At 72.3% G+C, this 17,884-nt stretch carries 15 protein-coding genes and 3 pseudogenes; 10 read left to right on the plus strand and 8 right to left on the minus strand.

The annotated features are described in order from the left end of the window. Positions 1 to 9 precede the first annotated feature (9 nt). From pqqB to F9278_RS00540, 5 genes and pseudogenes are all read left to right on the plus strand, one after another. Positions 10 to 942 (plus strand): pyrroloquinoline quinone biosynthesis protein PqqB, encoded by a 933-nt coding sequence (gene pqqB / locus F9278_RS00520; RefSeq protein ID WP_152166469.1) that lies wholly within the window; start codon positions 10 to 12, stop codon positions 940 to 942. After that, positions 939 to 1,635, plus strand: a pseudogene (gene pqqC, locus F9278_RS00525) (pyrroloquinoline-quinone synthase PqqC). The gene pqqB and the pseudogene pqqC overlap by 4 nt, the downstream one beginning before the upstream one ends. Positions 1,636 to 1,711: 76 nt before the next feature. After that, on the plus strand, positions 1,712 to 1,879 hold the full coding sequence (locus tag F9278_RS00530) for a hypothetical protein (protein ID WP_226966552.1): 168 nt from the start codon (positions 1,712 to 1,714) through the stop codon (positions 1,877 to 1,879). Positions 1,880 to 1,942: 63 nt separating this feature from the next. Beyond that, positions 1,943 to 2,890: a LamG domain-containing protein gene (locus F9278_RS00535; protein ID WP_152166470.1), complete on the plus strand. Its 948-nt coding sequence runs from the start codon at positions 1,943 to 1,945 to the stop codon at positions 2,888 to 2,890. 33 nt (positions 2,891 to 2,923) lie between these two features. Continuing rightward, entirely contained in the window at positions 2,924 to 5,038 is a 2,115-nt protein-coding gene (locus F9278_RS00540; protein WP_152166471.1) for a PQQ-dependent sugar dehydrogenase, read from the plus strand. Between the two features lie 67 nt (positions 5,039 to 5,105). Here the strand turns inward: F9278_RS00540 and F9278_RS46025 are convergent, their stop codons facing one another. The 3 genes and pseudogenes from F9278_RS46025 to F9278_RS00550 form a co-directional block, all read right to left on the minus strand. Further along, the gene (locus F9278_RS46025) at positions 5,106 to 5,354 is read right to left on the minus strand and encodes a 2Fe-2S iron-sulfur cluster-binding protein (RefSeq protein ID WP_193241324.1); all 249 of its coding nucleotides are present in this window, start codon (positions 5,352 to 5,354) and stop codon (positions 5,106 to 5,108) included. A gap of 8 nt (positions 5,355 to 5,362) precedes the next feature. After that, the gene (locus tag F9278_RS00545; RefSeq protein ID WP_193241325.1) at positions 5,363 to 6,103 is read right to left on the minus strand and encodes a ferredoxin reductase; all 741 of its coding nucleotides are present in this window, start codon (positions 6,101 to 6,103) and stop codon (positions 5,363 to 5,365) included. Then, a pseudogene (locus F9278_RS00550) lies at positions 6,100 to 6,576 on the minus strand (hypothetical protein); the annotation flags it as partial. The pseudogene F9278_RS00550 and the gene F9278_RS00545, both read right to left, overlap by 4 nt. Positions 6,577 to 6,734: 158 nt before the next feature. Between F9278_RS00550 and F9278_RS00555 the strand changes: the two are divergent. The 5 genes and pseudogenes from F9278_RS00555 (at position 6,735) to F9278_RS49000 (ending at position 12,587) form a co-directional block, all read left to right on the plus strand. Beyond that, the gene (locus F9278_RS00555) at positions 6,735 to 7,685 is read left to right on the plus strand and encodes a MarR family winged helix-turn-helix transcriptional regulator (RefSeq protein ID WP_193241326.1); all 951 of its coding nucleotides are present in this window, start codon (positions 6,735 to 6,737) and stop codon (positions 7,683 to 7,685) included. A gap of 270 nt (positions 7,686 to 7,955) precedes the next feature. After that, on the plus strand, positions 7,956 to 8,888 hold the full coding sequence (locus F9278_RS00560; RefSeq protein WP_226966554.1) for a cupin domain-containing protein: 933 nt from the start codon (positions 7,956 to 7,958) through the stop codon (positions 8,886 to 8,888). Then, positions 8,885 to 10,060: an FAD-dependent monooxygenase gene (locus F9278_RS00565; protein ID WP_152166476.1), complete on the plus strand. Its 1,176-nt coding sequence runs from the start codon at positions 8,885 to 8,887 to the stop codon at positions 10,058 to 10,060. The genes F9278_RS00560 and F9278_RS00565 overlap by 4 nt, the downstream gene beginning before the upstream one ends. Next, positions 10,057 to 10,992, plus strand: coding sequence for a fumarylacetoacetate hydrolase family protein (locus F9278_RS00570; protein WP_152166477.1), 936 nt, complete (start codon positions 10,057 to 10,059; stop codon positions 10,990 to 10,992). Before F9278_RS00565 ends, F9278_RS00570 begins: the two co-directional genes overlap by 4 nt. 22 nt (positions 10,993 to 11,014) lie before the next feature. After that, a pseudogene (locus F9278_RS49000) lies at positions 11,015 to 12,587 on the plus strand (GMC family oxidoreductase). Here the strand turns inward: F9278_RS49000 and F9278_RS00580 are convergent. From F9278_RS00580 to F9278_RS00600, 5 genes are all read right to left on the minus strand, one after another. Next, entirely contained in the window at positions 12,556 to 13,344 is a 789-nt protein-coding gene (locus tag F9278_RS00580) for an IclR family transcriptional regulator (protein WP_152166478.1), read from the minus strand. The pseudogene F9278_RS49000 and the gene F9278_RS00580 sit on opposite strands and share 32 nt — an antisense overlap. A 53-nt stretch (positions 13,345 to 13,397) precedes the next feature. Next, positions 13,398 to 15,071, minus strand: coding sequence for an FAD-dependent monooxygenase (locus F9278_RS00585; RefSeq protein ID WP_152166479.1), 1,674 nt, complete (start codon positions 15,069 to 15,071; stop codon positions 13,398 to 13,400). 71 nt (positions 15,072 to 15,142) lie between these two features. Next, the gene (locus tag F9278_RS00590) at positions 15,143 to 15,937 is read right to left on the minus strand and encodes an SDR family NAD(P)-dependent oxidoreductase (protein ID WP_152166480.1); all 795 of its coding nucleotides are present in this window, start codon (positions 15,935 to 15,937) and stop codon (positions 15,143 to 15,145) included. Next, positions 15,934 to 16,992: a branched-chain amino acid ABC transporter permease gene (locus F9278_RS00595; protein WP_152166481.1), complete on the minus strand. Its 1,059-nt coding sequence runs from the start codon at positions 16,990 to 16,992 to the stop codon at positions 15,934 to 15,936. The genes F9278_RS00590 and F9278_RS00595 overlap by 4 nt, the downstream gene beginning before the upstream one ends. Continuing rightward, positions 16,989 to 17,852: a branched-chain amino acid ABC transporter permease gene (locus tag F9278_RS00600; RefSeq protein ID WP_152166482.1), complete on the minus strand. Its 864-nt coding sequence runs from the start codon at positions 17,850 to 17,852 to the stop codon at positions 16,989 to 16,991. The genes F9278_RS00595 and F9278_RS00600 overlap by 4 nt, the downstream gene beginning before the upstream one ends. Between the last annotated feature and the right edge of the window lie 32 nt (positions 17,853 to 17,884).

A 17,884-nucleotide genomic window follows, 5' to 3' on the forward strand; every position in this document is an offset into this window, starting at 1 on the left:
CCCGCCGCCGTGCTGCCGCACGTGCTCGGCACCGCGGCGGGCGGCGGGGTACCCCAGTGGAACTGTGCGTGTCCCGGCTGCTCCGGGGCACGTGCACATCCGCACTGGCGGCGCCGCCACGCCTCGCTCGCCGTACAGGCGTCGGAGGACCGCTGGTACCTCGTGAACGCCACCCCCGACATCGGCGACCAGATCGAGACCTGCTCTTCCCTGCGACCCGGTTCTGGTTCCAGTCCTGGTGCGCGGCGGACCCCGGTCGCCGGGCTGATCCTGACCGACGCCGAACTCGACCACACCCTCGGCATCGCCCGGCTGCGCGAAGCCGGTGCCGGTGGAGTGGAGTTGCTCGCGACCGGGTCGGTGCGCGAGGCGCTGCTCACCGGGCTGCGGCTGGATGCCGTTCTCGGGCCGTACACCCCGCTCACCTGGCGCGAACTGCCACTGGAGCGGCCCGCACCGCTCACCGATGACTCGACGGCCCCCTCACCCCTCATGATCAGCGCGATCCCCGTATCCGCCAAACGCCCCCGCTACGCGGCCGAGTTGCCCATACCCGACGGGGATTCGTGGGTCGTGGCTTTGCTTCTCACCGACCGCGCCACCGGGACGACGGTCGTCTACGCCCCCGCCCTGGCCGTCTGGCCCGACGCCTTGGAGTCCGCTGTCGCCGACGCCGACTGCGTGATCGTCGACGGCACCTTCTGGGACGACGAGGAACCCCGGCGCACCGGCATCTCCACCCGTACCGCGACCGGTATGGGGCACCTTCCGATCGACGGACCGGGCGGCACCGCCGAGCGCCTGGCGCCGCTTCGCGCCCGTTGTCTCTACACCCATTTGAACAACACCAACCCCCTCGTCGATCCGAGCGCACCGCAGCACAAGCGACTGGCCGACCGGGGCATCGAGGTGGCCGGAGACGGAATGGTGATCCGACTGTGAGCTTCGAGGAACAGCGCTTCGAGGATCAGCTCAGAACAGTGGCCCGGGACCATTACCACGACTGCCACCCCTTCAACGTCCGTATGCATCAAGGGGAGTTGAGCCCCGACGAGTTACGTCGCTGGATCCTCAACCGGTTCCACTACCAGCGGCACATCCCCGTCAAGGACACCCTGGTCCTGGCCAAGCTGGGGCACCCCGCGGCTGCGCCGGATGTGGTTGCGGCGGATCGAGGAGCACGACGGCCGGGCCGAGGGCGAGGGCGGCATCGAGCGGTGGCTGAGGCTGGGCGAGGCCGCAGGGCTCGACCGGGCCGGGCTGCTGTCCGGGGAGGGGGTACTGCCCGGCGTACGGCTCGCGGTGGACGGATACGTCAACTTCTGCCGGCTCCGCTCCCCGCTGGAAGCCGTCGCGGCCTCCCTCACCGAGCTGTCGGCGCCGGGGATCATGCGCACGCGTATCGCCGCGTTCGAGCGGCACTATCGGTGGATCGACGCCGACGGGCTCGCGTACTTCCGTACTCGCGAGACCCAGGGCCGGCAGGACAGTGGCGAGGCACTGGGGCTCGTACTGGACTGGGCCCGCTCCGAGGCCGACCAGGGGCGTGCCGTGGCGGCCCTCGCCTTCAAGTGCGACGTGCTGTGGTCGCTGCTCGACGCGATCGACCACGGCGACCGGAAGGAGCGCCAGTGACTGTGGCTGCTTCTGGCTCTGGCTCTGGCTCTGCTTCTGCTTCTGCTTCTGCTTCCGCTTCCGCTTCCGCGACGGGGTGGCGGCCGGCGCTGGCTCGCTCGGTGCGCGGCGCGCCCTGGAGGCCGCCGACACCGGCTGTGTCCTCGACCTCGGCCGGGTCCATATCGCGGGCCCGGGACGGGAGTTGCTCACCGATCCGCAGCTGGGCGAGCTGTATCTGGGCGGGCGGCCCGCTCGCCGATGAGTCCGACCGCTCCGACCATTCCGATCACTCCGATCACTCCGCCGGACTCCGAGGAGACCGTTGATGCGCAGCAGACGGAACACGGTCACGGCGACGGTCGCCGCGCTGCTGACCGCCCTCACCACCACGGCAGCGACACCCTCCGGGGCAGGGGCCGGCCCCGTACTCCCCTCCCTCCGCCCTCACTTGGCGGCGTACTACGACTTCGAGCACCCGGTCCCCGGCAACCCGGCCCGCGAACGTGACCTGGGCTTCGCCCGTACCGACATCGACCTGGTCGGCGGCGGGGCGCGGACGCGGACGTACGACGGAGCGCACCGGGGCAGTCGGGTCTCGCTCCAGGTGCGGCAGGTCGCCCCGGACGCGAAGGGCAACGACGACTGGAAGGCGGGGGTGTACGGGCCGTCCGGCGTGCCGACGCTCCGGGCGTTCAACGGGGTTGACGGGATGACGGTGATGGGCTGGTTCAAGATGACCGGCCCGAACCCGGCCCTCAACAGCAACACGGCTGCCCCGGACGACCGTTACGGCGCCGTGGGTCTGGCCGGAGTGCTGTCCGGGGACTCCGACGGCCACGCGGTGCGGGGCCTGCTGGAGATCATCGAGGTGGGCGGCGAACTGCGGCTCGTGGCCCTCGGCCGACGTGTGGACGGGTCGGCCTCGCAGACGTTCGCCGCTTCCGAGGACTGGCGCACCCTGCTGCCCGTGGGCGAGTGGGTCTTCCTGGCCGCCACCTTCGACTTCGGCACGGGAGCGATGGCTCTGTACCGCAACGGCCGGCGGCTGGCCGGCTCCTACACCGTTCCCGGCGACCCCTGGGACCTCGCGGGGCCGGGCCCGCACCGTGCCTCGCCCACCGACCCCCGGGGCATCAAGATCGGCGGCAGCTTTCCGCAGAACACCGCCGAACGCAATCCCTGCGACTGCCGCATGGACAGCCTGATGTTCCTGGACAGCGCGGTGGGCGACGACCGGATCCGGGCGCAGTACCGGTGGTCGGCCGCCCGCTGACGACGCACGTTCACAAAAAGGAGTGACCTTGATATGGCCGCATCTCCGGCCCTCAGACGCCGAGCCCACTCACTGATCCCCCTCCCCCTGGTCGTCCTCGCGCTGTTGCTGTCGGCCCTGGTCGCCCTCCCCGGCACGGCGCGCGCGGCGGCTGCCGGACCCCTCACCGACCCCATCCCCGAGCGGCCCGCCGCCTCCGGCATCGGGCTGACCGTCGAGGAGTACGCCGCCTTCCCGAAGACCGAGCCACCGCCCGGCCCGGTCACCGACCCCCGGCTGATGCGGTACGCCCGCATCAACCACCTCGGCGAACTTCCCGACCGCTCGGGCCGAAAGGCCGTACCGGACCTCAACGGCAAGCTGTACTTCGTCCGGGACTCACGGGACGGCGCTGGCACCCCTCACCTCTATCTGGACATCGCCGCCACCTTCTCCCCCGCGTTCTTCGCGAGCCGGGGCCTCGGCCAGGGCTTCGGTTTCGTCACTTTCGACCCCGACTTCCGCCGCAACGGCCGCTTCTACACCGTGCACACCGAACTGGCCTCCGCCACCACCGCCGTCCCCGACCACCGGCAACAGGCGACGACCGTCTACCACGGCGTCGTCACGGAGTGGACCGCCACCGACCCCGCGGCCGACACCTTCGCCGGCACCCGCCGCGAAATCCTGCGCATCGGCTTCGCGGGTCCGGTCCACGGCATCCAGCAGATCGACTTCAACCCGACGGCCGGCCGCCACGCCCCCGACCGCGGACTGCTGTACCTCGCGGTCGGTGAGGGCGGCCAGGGCGCCAGGAACAGCGAGCCGCTGAGCCTCGCCCTCCCCCACGGCAAGATCCTGCGCATAGACCCGCGCGGCACGAACAGCACCAACGGCGAGTACGGAATCCCGCCGGACAACCCGTTCACGGCCACCCCCGGCGCCATCGGCGAGATCTACGCGTACGGTCTGCGCGACCCGCACCGCTTCAGCTGGGACCCGGCGGGCGCCCACCGAATGTACGTCGGGAACATCGGCCAGCATGCCGTCGAGTCGGTCTACGAGGTGCGCGCGGGCGACAACTTCGGCTGGAGCGAACGCGAGGGCCCGTTCGTCTTCGACAAGAGGGCCACCGACCCCTGCGACCAGATCCTCCCCCTCCCCGAGGACGACGCGAAGTACGGCTACACCTACCCGGTCGTCGCCTACGACCACGACCCGCCCGCCGACTGGAACTGCACGTCGGACGTCGGCCGGGCGGTTGTCGGCGGCTTCGTCTACCGGGGAAGTGCCCTGCCCGCGCTACGCGGCAAGTACATCTTCGGAGACATAGTCGACGGACGCCTGCTCTTCGCCGACACCAAGGACATGCGACGCGACAGCGGGCAACTGGCGCAGTTGTACGACCTGATGCTGTACGACGCGAGCGGCAAGCGCGTCACGATGCGGGACCTGGCCCAGAGCCCCCGGGTGGACCTGCACTTCGGCCGGGACGCGAAAGGCGAGCTGTACTTGCTGTCGAAGGCCAACGGCAAGATCTGGAAGATCACCGGCACTCGCGCCTTCGCCTCCTGCGACACGACCGGCTCCCGCCTGACCCACGTGATGGACGGCCGGAACTGGGCCCCCGTCACCCCGTCCAAGTGGCGCTTCCCGGGCCGGGAGGCCGTTCTCGCGGAGGCCGGTGTCCAGCGCCCCGGCCCGCGCCGCCCGTCCGGGTACGCCGTACTGACGGCGGGCCCGGCGGCGTACGGCGATGTCCGGATCGACGCGGAGGTCCGCATGGACACCCCCGTCGAGACGACCAACCGGGACGTGATCATCGTCTTCGACCACCAGTCGGACACGAGGTTCTCCTACGCCCACCTGTCCCAGGACAACACGATCTACCCGCACAACGGTGTCTTCGTCGTCAACGACACCGACCGCCTGCGCGTCGACGACCAGTGGAACGGCACGACGGGCGCCCCACCGGCCGTCACCGACACCGACTGGCACAAGGTGCGGGTGGTGCGCTGCGCGAGCACGGGTGAGATCGCGGTCTACGTCGACGGCGCGAAACGGCCGCTGATGACCGCCGTCGACACCACCCTCACCTCCGGCCGGGTGGGCTTCGGGTCGTTCGACAACACCGGACGGCTGCGCGGCCTGAGGGTTTCCTCTCCCTGAGAGAGCCCGCGGGGAGGGCCCCGCCAAGTCCCGCTCCCCGTACGTGCGTTGAGTCCCAGGCGGACGGTCAGGGCAGATCGACATGTACGACGCCCGCGCCGTCCGCGTCCGCGTGGATTCGGGACACGCAGGGGCAGATCCACGTGTCGGACGCCCGCTGTCGGGCGGAGAGGAAGACGTCGCGGTGGTCGATGACGCCGTTCTGCACCGCCAGTACGGGGATGCGGCAGATTCCGCACTCGCCCTTGCGGCAGTCCGCGAGGACCTCCGCGCCGACGTCCTCGAACGCTTCGAGGAGTGAGCGTCCGGCGTCCACCGTCACGGTCAGGCCCAGGGCCGGTACATGGGCGGTGAACGCGCCCGTGGGGAAGCGTCCGGTGGTGCCGAACGTCTCGAGCGGCAGTCCTGCGGGTCGCGGCCCTCGGCGCTCCACGCGGTGCGGACGGCGTCGACGAGCGGCAGGGGGCCGCAGAGGTACAGGACGGTGTCCGGTGGGCACGCGCGTACGTAGTCCGGGATGTCGAGCCGGGTGCCCTCGTCGGTGACGTGTACGTCGAGGAGGTCGCCGTGGCGGGCGGTCAGGTCCGTCAGGAAGGCCATGCGGGAGCGGGAGCGGGCGAGGTAGGTGACGCGGTATCCGCCCGCCGGGGGCCGCCGGGCCGTGGTGTCGGCCATCGCCATCAGCGCGGTCACGCCGATACCGCCGGCCAGGAGGCGGGTCGGCCGCTCCGACGGGACGTAGGGGAACGTCACCGGCGGCTGGGTCGCCCGGATCCGGCTGCCCGGGGTGAGGCGGTGCATGGCGAGGGAACCGCCACGGGAGCCGGTCGCGGCCTGGACGCCGAGTACGAGGACGCGTGGGTCGTCCGGGTCTCGGCGCACGATCGAGTAGGACCGGGTCTCGGGGCGGCCGTCCACCATCACCTGTACGTCGAGGTGGCCGCCCTCGATCGGATCGGGCGGCGCCTGCGGGAAGCGCAGGGACACCGCCCGGACGGCGGTGGCGGTCGGGGTGTTGGCGGTGATCGCGCAGATCTGCCAGTCGCGGGTGACGTTGAGGCTCACATCCGCTCCCGTTCGACCATCGCGGTGATCAGCCGCCGGGCCCACATGCCGCCCGCGTCGATGTTGAGGTTGTAGAAGTCGTGGCCGGGGTTGGCGTCGATGGCGGTCTGCTGGGCGTTGAGCATGGCCTCGTCCTCGGCGAAGACACCGGCGGCTCCCTCCCGCGGTTCGGAGGTGATCCGTTGGCTGTCGGTGGCGAAGTTCCGGGCGATGGCCCACAGGTACCGGCAGCTCTTGGGGCCGGTGGGGCACATGGTGTTGAGGACGTATCCGTTGACGCCCTGGCCGCGGTCGCCCTCGGGGGCGCCGGTGCCGGCCTTGGCGACGCCGACGTCGACGTCGATGCAGATGGTGGCCGGTGCGGTGAAGCGGATGATCTGCCAGCGGTCGACCGGGCCCCGGTAGTCCGGGAATCTCACCGAGAGCGGGTACCTCCAGAGCGGCGGGGCCTCGATGCCGAGCATCCACCGGGTGACCGTGCCCGTGCCCGTGCCCGAGGCGCCGCCGTGTCATACGTACACGGAGTAATTGCCTGCCAAGCTATGTGCCAGCCATAGGCGTGTCAGCGACGGGGGCCCAGCGGTCGATATACTCCGTACACGTGTTTTCGTCCAGGGAGGGGGCTGTGGACGTGGTCGAGCCAGTGGCGGCGGGGGCGGTCGAGGTCCACGACGCGCGAGGTGACGTCCGGCGACCGTCCGAGCCGGCGCCCGTGGTGCCGCCGGAATCGGCCCCGGGACATCTGCTGCGCCGGGCGCAGCAGGTGCACACCGAACTGTGGGGCGCGCGGGTCGACGGCCTGACCGGACCGCAGTACGCGACGCTGGTGGCTGTCGCGGGATGGGACGACGTCGACCAGCGGCGGGCGGGGCAGCTGGCCTCGTTGGACAAGTCCACCGTCGCCGACGTGGTGCGACGGCTCGCCGACAAGGGGTGGGTGGATCGGATTCGCGATCCGCACGACGGCCGCCGCCGGCTGCTGACCCTCACCGACGGATCGGCGGAACGACTGGCCGAGGTCACCGAGGCCGCGCGTTCGGTCCAGCGGGACATCCTGGGCCCACTGCCCGCGTCCGACCGCCAGGAGTTCACCGAACGGCTCGGCCGGGTCGCGCGGATCGAGGAGGCCGATGTCGCCGGGCAGCGGCACGAGGACGGCGTCCTGCTCATGCGGGCCGCACCCGGCTATCTGATCCGCCGCGCCCAGCAGGTGCACACCACCCTGTGGAGCGCCACCGTGCCGGACGTGACCGGGCCGCAGTACGCCGTGCTCGCCGCACTCGCCCGGCTCGGCACCGCCGACCAGTCACGGATCGGCGAGGCCGCCTCCCTGGACTCGTCGAGCACCGCCGACATCGTCGCCCGGCTCGGCGCCCAGGGGTGGGTCGCGAAGGAGACCTCGGCCGAGGACCGGCGGCGGGCGCGGGTGCGGCTCACCGCGCCGGCGCGGTCGGCGCTGCGCTCCCTCACGGGGCCGGTGGAGGCCGTGCAGTCCGCTCTGCTGGGCCCTCTCGGGCCCGAGGAGCGAGCGGTGTTCATCGGCCACCTCCATGAGGTGGCGTGCACCGGACGGCGTCCGTAGGGCCGCACCGCACCTCCGGAGAAAGCTCCACCCAGGGCCGTTGACATGCCTGGCCGATCAGCCGCATGCTGATGATACGTATACGGAACATTAGTGAGGTGGACGATGGCGACACCCCGGTTCAGGTCGGACGAAGCGGCGCTCGACGCGTTCTACGATGACCTCTCAGCCCAGCATTTGCAGCCACTGTGGGAACTGCAAGGACTACTCACGCCGGTGCCCCGAGTACGTGCGCGGCCCTATCGTTGGCGTGCGGACGATCTTGCCAAGTTGGGTCGGCGGGCCGGTGATCTGGTCCCGGTCGACCGGGGCGGCGACCGGCGGGTCCTCGCGATGTCGAACCCCGGTCTGGACGGCGCGCCGTTCATCTCGTCGACCCTGTGGGCGGCGGTGCAGTACCTCCAGCCGCACGAGTCGGCGCCCCCGCACCGGCACACGCCCGCCGCGCTGCGGTTCGTTCTCGACGGGGAGGGCGTGTACACGCTCGTCGACGGCGACCCGATCTCGATGGCCCGCGGGGATCTCGTACTGACTCCGTCGTGGACCTTCCACGAACACCACAATCCCGGTGACGTGCCGATGATGTGGCTGGACGTGCTCGATCTGCCGATGGTCGCGGCGCTCGACGCGGTCTTCTTCGAACCGGGCGCCGCCCCTGAGGGCGGCCCTGACACGGGGCTTGGCGTCGGGCTTGACGCCGGTTCGAAGACGGACCGGGGTCCCGTCCTGCGCTCGGCGGCCGAGCGTCGCTGGGGTGCGGGCGCCGGTCTCGTGCCCGCCGACACGTCGGGGCTGCCCGCGCACTCACCCCTGCTGGTCTACCGCCGGCGGGACACCGACGCCGCGCTGGACGCCCTGCTGGAGGTCGAGGACGCGGCGGACGTCACGGTCCGCTTCCGGGACCCCGTCCGCGACCGCGACGTCATGCCGACGATGCGCTGCGAGATGCGGCGGGTGCTGCCCGGTACGACGACCCGCCGGGAGCGGCAGACCGGTACCCGTGTCTCCGCCGTGCTCGACGGGTCAGGGACGGTCGTGCTGAACGGCGAGTCGTTCGACCTGTCCCCCGGTGATGTGTTCGTCGTGCCGTCCTGGTGCACGCAGCAGTTGTACGCGCGTTCCCGGCTGGACGTGTTCACCACCAGCGACAGCCCGGTGCTGGAGGCCCTGGGCCTGCACCGGACCGAGCGGGTGGACGTATGAACGTCCACGACACGCTCGTAGTCGGCGGCGGCATCGGCGGGCTCGCGGCGGCGCTGGCGCTCGCCCGTGCCGGGCGCCGGACCCTGGTGGTGGAACAGGCCCCGCGCTTCGCCGAGATCGGCGCCGGGCTCCAGCTCGGCCCGAACGCGATGCGGGCCTTCGACCGGCTCGGCGTGCTCGGACCGGTCCTCGACACGGCCGTGCACCCCGACCGCGCCGTGATCCGCGACGCGGTCACGGGCGAGGAGCTGACGGTGCTCGACCTGGGGCCCTCGTTCCGCGCCCGGTACGGGTATCCGTACGTCGTCGCACACCGGCACGACGTACTGTCCGTCCTGATCGACGCCTGCCGGGCCGAACCCGGCATCGAGCTGCGGACCGGCCGCACCGCCGTCGACGTACGGGAGGGGAACGAGCACGCCGAAGTCACCTTCGCCGACGGGGAGTCGCTGGCCGCGCGGCTGCTCGTCGGGGCGGACGGCCTCCGCTCCCAGGTGCGCCGCCTCATCGATCAGGAGCCGCCCCGGTTCAGCGGCCATGTCGCCTACCGGGGCACGAGCGTACGGTCGCGGCTCGGCGCGGGCCTGGCACCCGACGATGTGACCCTGTGGATCGGGCCGGGCATCCACCTCATGCAGTACCCGGTGCGCGGCGGCGAGTTGTACAACCAGGTCGCCGTGTACGAGCGTCCGGCGGGCGCCTTGGAGCCGCGCGGTGACGTGGAGGAGTTCCGTGCCGCCTTCTCCGTCGCCCACCCGAGCGTCCGTGAGTACGTCGCGCTGATCGATCCGCACCGGGACTGGCCGGTGCACGACCGGGACCCGTTGCCGACCTGGACGACGGCCCACTCGGTGCTGCTCGGTGACGCCGCCCACGCCATGCTGCAGTACCTCGGCCAGGGCGCCTGCCAGGCCCTGGAGGACGCGGTCGCGCTCGCCGAGGCCGTGTCCGACCATCCGCACTCCCAGGACCGGGCGCTGAAACGGTACGAGGAGCGGCGTATCGCCCACGCGTCCCGTTGCCAGACCGTGGCCCGGCCCTGGGGCGACCTGTGGCACACCCAGGACCCCACCCTGCTCGCCCTGCGCAACCGCGTGTTCCGGCTGCGCAGGCCCGACGACTACTCCGATCTCGACTGGCTCTACGCCGCCCCCACCGAGGACGCCGCATGAAACTGCTCAGCTTCGTCAGGCCCGACGGCACCGCCACGGCCGGACGGCTCGACGACGACCACCGGATCGTCGACCTCGGCCGGCCGCTGCGGACGCTGCTCGCCGATCCCGTACCGGAGGGCAGGCCGCACGGCGCGGACGTCTTCGACCTGGAGGAGGTCACCCTCCTGCCGGTCGTACCCGACCCGTCGAAGATCATTGCCGCGCCGGTCAACTACCGCGACCACCAGGCCGAGATGAACGAGGCGTACCACATCGACGCCCTCGGCATCTTCCTCAAGGCCCCGTCGTCGGTCCTCGCCCACCAGGGCACGATCCGCCTCCCCTACACCGACCGGCGCTTCGACCAGGAGGGCGAACTGGCGCTGGTCGTCGGCCGCCCCGGACGGGACATCGCCGTCGACGACGCCCTCGGGCACGTAGCCGGATACACCTGCCTGCTCGACATCACCATGCGCGGCGGCGAGGACCGCTCCACCCGCAAGTCCTTCGACACCTTCACCCCCGTCGGCCCCTGTCTGGTCACCCCGGACGAGACCGGACCGCCCGAGGCGCTGACGCTGCGCACCTGGGTCGGCGACGAGCTGCGCCAGGACGCCGACCTGAAGGACCTCATCTGGAGCGTCCCCCGGCTGATCGCCTACGCGTCCTCGGTCATGACCCTGCGCACCGGCGACATCATCACCACCGGCACGCCCGCCGGTGTCGGCACCCTCGCCGACGGCGACCGCGTCACGGTCGACATCGGCGGCGTCGGCCGCCTCGAAACCACGGTGAGTTCACAAGGCGCGGTCCCCTGCCCCACCGGGGGAGCCCACCGCGGCCCCGTACCCCCGCGGACGGTGACACCCGTCCGCGTCCCACCCGACCTCCGCCTCGTTCGCGGAGTGACCGGCAAAGAGGGGAAAGAAGGCAAAGCGCACAGCACTTGAGACGGACGGTTACGACTACGTCGTGGTGGGCGGCGGCAGCGCGGGGTCCGTGCTCGCCGCCCGGCTGTCGCAGGACCCCGAGGTGCGGGTGCTCCTGCTGGAGGCCGGCAGCGCGCACCCGCTCGACGCCATGGCGGTCCCGCCCGCCTGGCCGGGCCTCCGCGGCACCACGGCGGACTGGGCGGACGCCACGGTCGAGCAGCCGTGTGTCGGCGGGCCGGTGAGCTGGAGCCACGGGCGTGGCCTGGGCGGCTCGTCCAGCATCAACGCCATGGGCTTCCTCCGGGGACACCGGTCGAGTCATGACGCGTGGCCGGCGGCCGGGGCGAAGGGCTGGGGTTACGACGATCTCCTGCCGTTCTTCAAACGCGGCGAGAGCGTGCGGGGCCGGGACGCCATGAACCGGGACCCCGTGAACCGTGGGACGAGCGGCCCGATGGTCGTGGCCCCGGCGGCCGACCCGAACCCGCTCGCCGCCGCGATCCTGGAGGCGGCGGTCGAGGCGGGGCACGGGCGGGCGACGGACATCGGCGGTGGGCTGGAGGAGGGCTTCGGCTGGCTCGACCTGACCATCGTCGACGGACGACGGTTCGGCGCGGCCGAGGCCTATCTGCGCCCCGTACTGGACCGGCCGAATCTGACCGTGCTCACCGACACCCTGGTGCACCGCGTCCTGGTGAGCGGCGAGAGGTGCACGGGGGTCGAGTACGCGGCGGCCGGCGGACGCGGTGGGGCCACCGTGGCACACGGCGCCCGTGAAGTGATCATGGCGGCGGGAACCATCGGTACGGCCCAGGCCCTGCCGCTGTCAGGGATCGGCCCGGCCCAGCACCTGCGTGACGTGGGTGTGGACGTCGTCCTCGACCTCCCGGGTGTCGGTGCCAACCCGCACGACCACCCCATGGACCGGCGTCACCCACACCGCCAGGAAGCCGGTGCCGCTGAGCACCGCCAACCACGGCGAGATCGGCGGGCTGGTGCGCAGCGGGCTCGGCGGCGAGGTGCCCGATCTGCAGATGATCTCGGTGTCCGTGCCGTTCATCAGCCCGGCGTTCCAGGGCCCCGACAGCGGATACACGATCATCACCGCGCTCATGGCACCGCACAGCCGAGGCATCCTGCGCCTGGCCGACGCGCTCCCGGGCACCCGGCCGCTGCTCGATCCGCAGTACCTCTGCGACCCGCGTGACGTCGCCACCTGGGTCGTCGGCATGGAGACGGTCCGGGACATCGGCCGTGCGGCAGCCCTCGATCCCTGGCGGGAGGAAGAGGTGCTCCCGGCCCCGGGCGTTCAGGGCGCGGAGCTGCGCGACTGGGTCGGCAAGAGCCTCATGACCTACTTCCACTCCACGGGAACCTGCCGCATCGGCGACGCCGACGACGCCATGGCCGTCGTCGACCCGGAACTGCGGGTGCGCGGAATCGAGGGCCTGCGTATCGCCGACGCCTCGGTGATGCCGTCGATCCCGGCGGCGAACACCAACGCCACGGTGATCGCCATCGCGGAACGGGCCGCCGAACTCCTCCGGCGGACCCAGGGGGTGTCGCTTCGCGGACGCGGTGTCAGGCGGCGGCCAGGGCCAGGCGTTCGCTGATCTCGCCCGCGACGGCCAGCACCCGCTGGGCGACCTCGGCCTCCGCCTCCGGGTACAGGCGGGAGGCGAGGGCGGCCACGCTCACCGCCGCCACGACCTGCTCGCCCTGGCTGCGAATCGGTGCCGAGATGCCCACGACGTCGGGGTCGAGTTCGCCTCGGGTGACGGAGTACCCGAGGCGGCGGATCCTGCCCAGGCGTTCGACCAGGGCGTCCACGTCGGTGAGGGTGGCCGGGGTGAACCTGCGCAGTTCGGTGGCCTCCAGCAGGCGGCGCGCCTCGTCCTCGGGGCTCCAGGCGAGCAGGACGAGGGCGGCGGCTCCGGCGTTGAGGGGCAGGGCGCTGCCGCGCTCGTAGGAGATGCGTACCGCCTGGGCCGCGCTCTCCGCGCGGTCCACGCAGATGACCAGGTCTCCGGTGCGGCGGGTGAGCAGGACGGTCTCCCTCACCTCTTCGGCGAGTGCCCGCATCGGGGGAAGGGCGATCTCGGAGAGCCCGTAGCTGCGGCGGGCCAGCCGGGCGATCTCCAGGACCCGCAGGCCGAGCCGGAATCCGCCGCCGGGCGCCTCCTCCAGGAAGCGCCCGGAGACGAGGCTCTGCAGATAGCGGTACGCGGTGGAACGGGCGACGCCGAGCCGCTCCGCCACCGCCGTCCCGGAGATGACCAGGTGGGTGTCGTCGAACATGGTCAGGATGTCGAGTGCGCGGTCGGCCGTGGAGTTGCGGTCACGGTAGTTGGGGGACGCTGTTCCTGACATGCCGGACACTGTAGCGTCCGGGCGCGGTCCGGTGGGAGGCGGGCCCGTGGCTGTCATGGGGTGACTCCTTCGCTGCCTGGAGGGTTCGCCGTGCGAGCGGCCGTGAAGCGGCGGAGTTCCCGCGCGACCCGTACGGCTCGGCCCGGTGGAAAGACCGCGGCGACCAGTCGGTCCGGGCGTACGAGAACGAACCGACCGGCCAGGTCCCGGAGGATCGCCCGCAGCCCGCCGTCGGCGTCCGTGATCCCGGCCCGGTGGCCGGTGCCGTCGAGCGCCCGGTCACCGATGACCACGTCGACCTCGGTGGCGTCCGGGAGTCCGGCCCGTCCGGCCGTGGTCCAGTCGGCCTCGGCGAGGCCCACGCCCAGCAGGCTCCAGCCGGTGCCGAGGACGTCGTCGAGCGGGGTGAGGCGGTAGTCGGGGCCGTGCAGGACGCGCGGTTGCGGGAGCGGCGCGCCGAGGAGCGGGTGTGCCCGGCCCTCCGGGCGGACGACGGCTCCCGACCGGATCCGGGTGTCGGGGCGGTAGCGCATCTCGGTGAGGTAGCGGCTTCCGGGGCGGGTCAGCAGCGCGGTACGCACCAGCAGGTCCCGGAGGTGTGCGCGTGGGCGGCTGGTGGTCATGACCGTCCGGCCCAGCCGTACGGAGAGGTCGATGACGGCCTGGGCATGTGGTCGGCGTTCCATGTCGTAGGTGTCGAGGAGTGCGTCGCCGGCCCGCCCCGCCACCACTTCCGCGAGTTTCCAGCAGAGGTTGGCGGCGTCCCGTACACCGGAGTTGAGGCCCTGGCCGGCGAACGGCGGCATCATGTGCGCGGCGTCGCCCAGCAGGAAGCAGCGGCCCACCCTGAGCCGCTCGGCGAGCAGCGCGTGGAAGCTGTAGGCGACGGCGCGTTCCACCTGGTCCGGGGTGATCGCCCGGTGCGGCCGGAGGAGGCTGCTCACCAGCTCGAACGGGGGTTCTCTCCCGGCCGCGCCCTCGTCGGGGCGGAGCAGGAACTCGTAGCGGCAGCGGCCGTCGCGGCCGGGCACGATCACGGTCGGGCGGGCCGGGTCGCCGAGGTGCATGCCGTACCGCTCGCGGTGCGGGTCGCCCAGGGTGTCCAGGACGAGCCACACGTCGTCGGGGAAGCTGCGGCCCCGCATCGGTACGGACAGCAGTCGGCGTACCGTGCTCCGTCCGCCGTCGCAGCCGAGTACGTAGTCCGCCGTGACTTCCTCGGCGGGGCGCCCTGCGCCACCGTGGAGTGTGGCGCGGACGCCGTGCGGGAGTGGGGTGAGCCCGGTCAGGGTGGTGCCGAAGCGGGCCTCGACGTGTGGGTGGCGGACGAGTTCGGCGCGGAGCACGCGTTCCAGGTCCGGTTGGGCGAAGGGGTTCTTGAAGGGGTGCCCGAAGCGGCGGTCGCCGGTGCCTCGGGCGTGCACCAGGGGGCGGCCACCGACGCCGAAGTACTTGGTGCCGGTGCCGGGCACGATGATCGGGTACACGGCGGTGGCCAGGTCGGCGGACTGGAGGGTGCGCAGTGATTCGTCGTCCAGGCTGATCGCCTTGGCGTCGTCGCTGGTGGTGGCGTTGCGCTCGACCAGCAGGACCCGTACGCCCCGCGCGCCGAGGAGGTGGGCGGCGGTGAGGCCGACGGGGCCCGCGCCGACGATCAGCACGGCGGGGCGGGCCGGGGCCGGAGGCTGGCCCGGGTCATGGCCTGTCGGCGGTGTCGGTTCGGTCATGGGTGGGCTCCGTGGTGGTCGTCGGGGCGGGCGGCGGGCTCACTGGACGGGCGTATGCGCGGGCCCGTCGGTCACCCCGCGTCGAGCGCCGACAGGCTCAGGTCGACCGCGGACGCACCGCCGTCCGCCATGAGTACGGCCCCCGTGACGACCGCCGAGCGCGGACCCGCGAGGAAGGCGATGACCTCGGCGATCTCCGACGGCTCCGCCGCCCGCCGCAACGGCACCAGCGATCCGGCACGCGCGTAGGCGGTGTCCCGGTCGAGACCGGACCGGGAGCCGATCTCGTCCATGACGCGGTCGAGCATCCGGGTGCGCACGGCACCGGGGCAGACGACGTTCGCGCGTACGCCGTGGGGGCCGAAGTCGGCGGCCAGCGACCGGGTGAGGCCGACGAGGGCGTGTTTGGAGGTGGTGTAGGCGGCGGCGCCGGGTACGGCGAGGGTCCCGGCGAGGGAGGAGACGAGCACCACGGATCCGCCGGTGTCGATCAGCGCGGGCAGTGCGTGGCGGGTCGTCACATAGGCGGTGTCGAGGTTGGCGTGGAGGGTGTCCTGCCAGCCGGGTTCCGGGTCCAGGACGGTGCCGAAGGTGCCGATGCCGGCGCAGCAGACCACCGCGTCGAGCCGGCCTCCGTTCCGCAGCGCGGCGTCGACGGCACGGCGTACGTCGTTCTCGTCGGCGGCGTCTCCGGGGACGCCGACCGCCCGGGGCAGTGCGGCGACCTCGGCGAGGCCGCGGTCGTCGGGCCCGAGGGCGACCACGGCGGCGCCGCGCTCGGCCAGCAGTTCGGCGGTGGCGTATCCGATTCCGCCACCGCCGCCGGTGATCAGGACGGTACGGCCGGCGAACTCCCGGGCGCTCATACGGCGTCCAGGGCGACGGGCTCGGTTCCTGCGGGGGCGGGTTCGTCCTTCTTGCCGCGGTCGGCCACCGGGCGACCGGTGTCGGAGTCTGAGTCTGAGTCTGAGTCGGGGCGTGGTCCGAGGAGGCGGCGGGCGGCCCGGCACAGCAGTGGCCACACGCCCTGCGGGGCGAAGCGGACGATGCCGATGAGCAGGATGCCCTCGATCACCAGGGAGAGCGTCTGCTCGCTCTGCAGGCCGCGGGTGAGGCCGTAGTAGACGACTCCTACGCCCAGGACCGGGCCCAGGATGGTGCCGGTTCCGCCGACCACGGTCATCAGTACGGCGTTGAGGCTCCAGGAGACGCTGGCCACGCCGTCCGGGGAGATGACGACGAACTGGAAGGCGATCACGGCTCCGGCCAGCCCGGTGATCCCGCTGGAGGGCAGCAGCGCGGCGAGTTGGTGGCGGCGGACGGCGACGCCGAGTCCGGCGGCGGCGGGTTCGTTGTCGCGGATCGCCGCCAGGCGGAGTCCGAAGTCGCTGTACCGGGCGTAGAGGGTGAGTGCCATGGCCAGTGCCGCGACGAGTACGGCGAGTTGGAAGAGGTTGCCGCCGCTGGGTACGGCGTCGGCCGGGAGGGTGACGCCGCTGGCGCCGCCCGCCCAGCTCCAGTTGCGGATCAGTGCCTGGAGGGCGATGGCGATGGCCAGGGTGCCGATGGAGAAGTAGTCGCCGCGCAGCCGCAGCAGGGCGGCGGACAGCAGGAGGGAGAGGAGCATGGCGGTGACCGGTGCCGCCGCCACGGCGAGCGGCCAGCCGAGGCCGGTGTGGACGAGGACCAGCGCGGCGGCGTAGCTGCCGGTCGCGACGAAGGCCGCGGCGCCCAGCGAGACCAGGCCGCCGAATCCGGCGAGGACGTTCCACGCCTGGGCGATGGCCAGATAGCAGAGCAGGGTGACGCCGAGGTCGAGGGTGCCGTTGTCGAGCACGCCGCCGAGGGCGAAGCAGACCACGGTGGACAGCAGCAGTGCGCTCGCCGGCCACCAGCGCCGTGGGACGGTCGGGAGTGTCATCCGGCGTGCGCCTTTCGGAACAGGCCCTGCGGGCGGACCGCGAGGACGAGGAAGAAGGCCAGGTAGACGACGACGTCGCGCCAGCCGCCGCCGAACAGGCCGACGCTGACGGACTGCAGGACCCCGAGCGCCACGCCCGCCGCCAGCACACCGCCCACGCTGCCGATGCCGGCGAGGGCCATCACGGCGAAGCCGGTGAGCAGCAGCGGCAGTCCGCTGCTGGGGGTGAAGCTCTGGGCGACGCCGGTGAGGACGCCGCCGGCCGCGGCGAGCGCCGCGGCTCCGGCGAAGGTCACGGCGTAGACGCGGTTGACGTCGATGCCGAGGACGGCCGCCGTGTCGGGGTCGGCCGAGGCGGCCCGTACGGCGCTGCCGGCCCGGGTCCTGGTGAGCACCAGGTGGGTCGCGGCGCACAGGAGGACGGTGAGCCCGAAGGCGATGACGTACACGGTCTGGACCCGTACACCGAGCACGGACAGTCCGGTGTCGGCGTAGGCGGCGGGCAGGGCCTTGGGGTGGGTACCGAAGGCGGCCTGGAAGAGGGCCTGGGCGAGCAGGGAGAGGCCGAAGGTGGCGACGAGCGGGGCGCTCTTGCTGCCTCGCAGCAGGGGCGTGAGCAGGTAGCGCTGGAGGGGGTAGGCGATCAGTGCCATGGTGGCCATGGCCAGTGGGAGGGCTGCCAGGGGGTCCCAGCCGGCGTCCACGACGAGCAGCGAGGCCAAGTAGGCGCCGCCGATGACGAGTTCGCCGTGGGCCAGGTTCATCAGTCCGAGCACCCCGAAGACCAGGGAGATTCCCAGGCCGATCAGGGCGTACAGGCCGCCGGCCAGAATGCCGGCGGCTAGCACGTCGAGGCTCATGTCTCGGCTCCCTTCTGTCGTTTCGGCGCGAC

The sequence above is a fragment of the Streptomyces phaeolivaceus genome, from assembly GCF_009184865.1.
GTDB classification, from domain to species: domain Bacteria; phylum Actinomycetota; class Actinomycetes; order Streptomycetales; family Streptomycetaceae; genus Streptomyces; species Streptomyces phaeolivaceus.

Bases quoted from the DNA above. Each gene is read 5' to 3' on its own strand.
- F9278_RS00535 (WP_152166470.1), top strand. From the start codon at position 1,943: ATGCGCAGCAGACGGAACACGGTCACGGCGACGGTCGCCGCGCTGCTG.
- F9278_RS00540 (WP_152166471.1), top strand. From the start codon at position 2,924: ATGGCCGCATCTCCGGCCCTCAGACGCCGAGCCCACTCACTGATCCCC.
- F9278_RS00600 (WP_152166482.1), bottom strand. From the start codon at position 17,852: ATGAGCCTCGACGTGCTAGCCGCCGGCATTCTGGCCGGCGGCCTGTAC.
- F9278_RS00595 (WP_152166481.1), bottom strand. From the start codon at position 16,992: ATGACACTCCCGACCGTCCCACGGCGCTGGTGGCCGGCGAGCGCACTG.
- F9278_RS00570 (WP_152166477.1), top strand. From the start codon at position 10,057: ATGAAACTGCTCAGCTTCGTCAGGCCCGACGGCACCGCCACGGCCGGA.
- F9278_RS00590 (WP_152166480.1), bottom strand. From the start codon at position 15,937: ATGAGCGCCCGGGAGTTCGCCGGCCGTACCGTCCTGATCACCGGCGGC.
- F9278_RS00565 (WP_152166476.1), top strand. From the start codon at position 8,885: ATGAACGTCCACGACACGCTCGTAGTCGGCGGCGGCATCGGCGGGCTC.
- F9278_RS00580 (WP_152166478.1), bottom strand. From the start codon at position 13,344: ATGTCAGGAACAGCGTCCCCCAACTACCGTGACCGCAACTCCACGGCC.
- F9278_RS00585 (WP_152166479.1), bottom strand. From the start codon at position 15,071: ATGACCGAACCGACACCGCCGACAGGCCATGACCCGGGCCAGCCTCCG.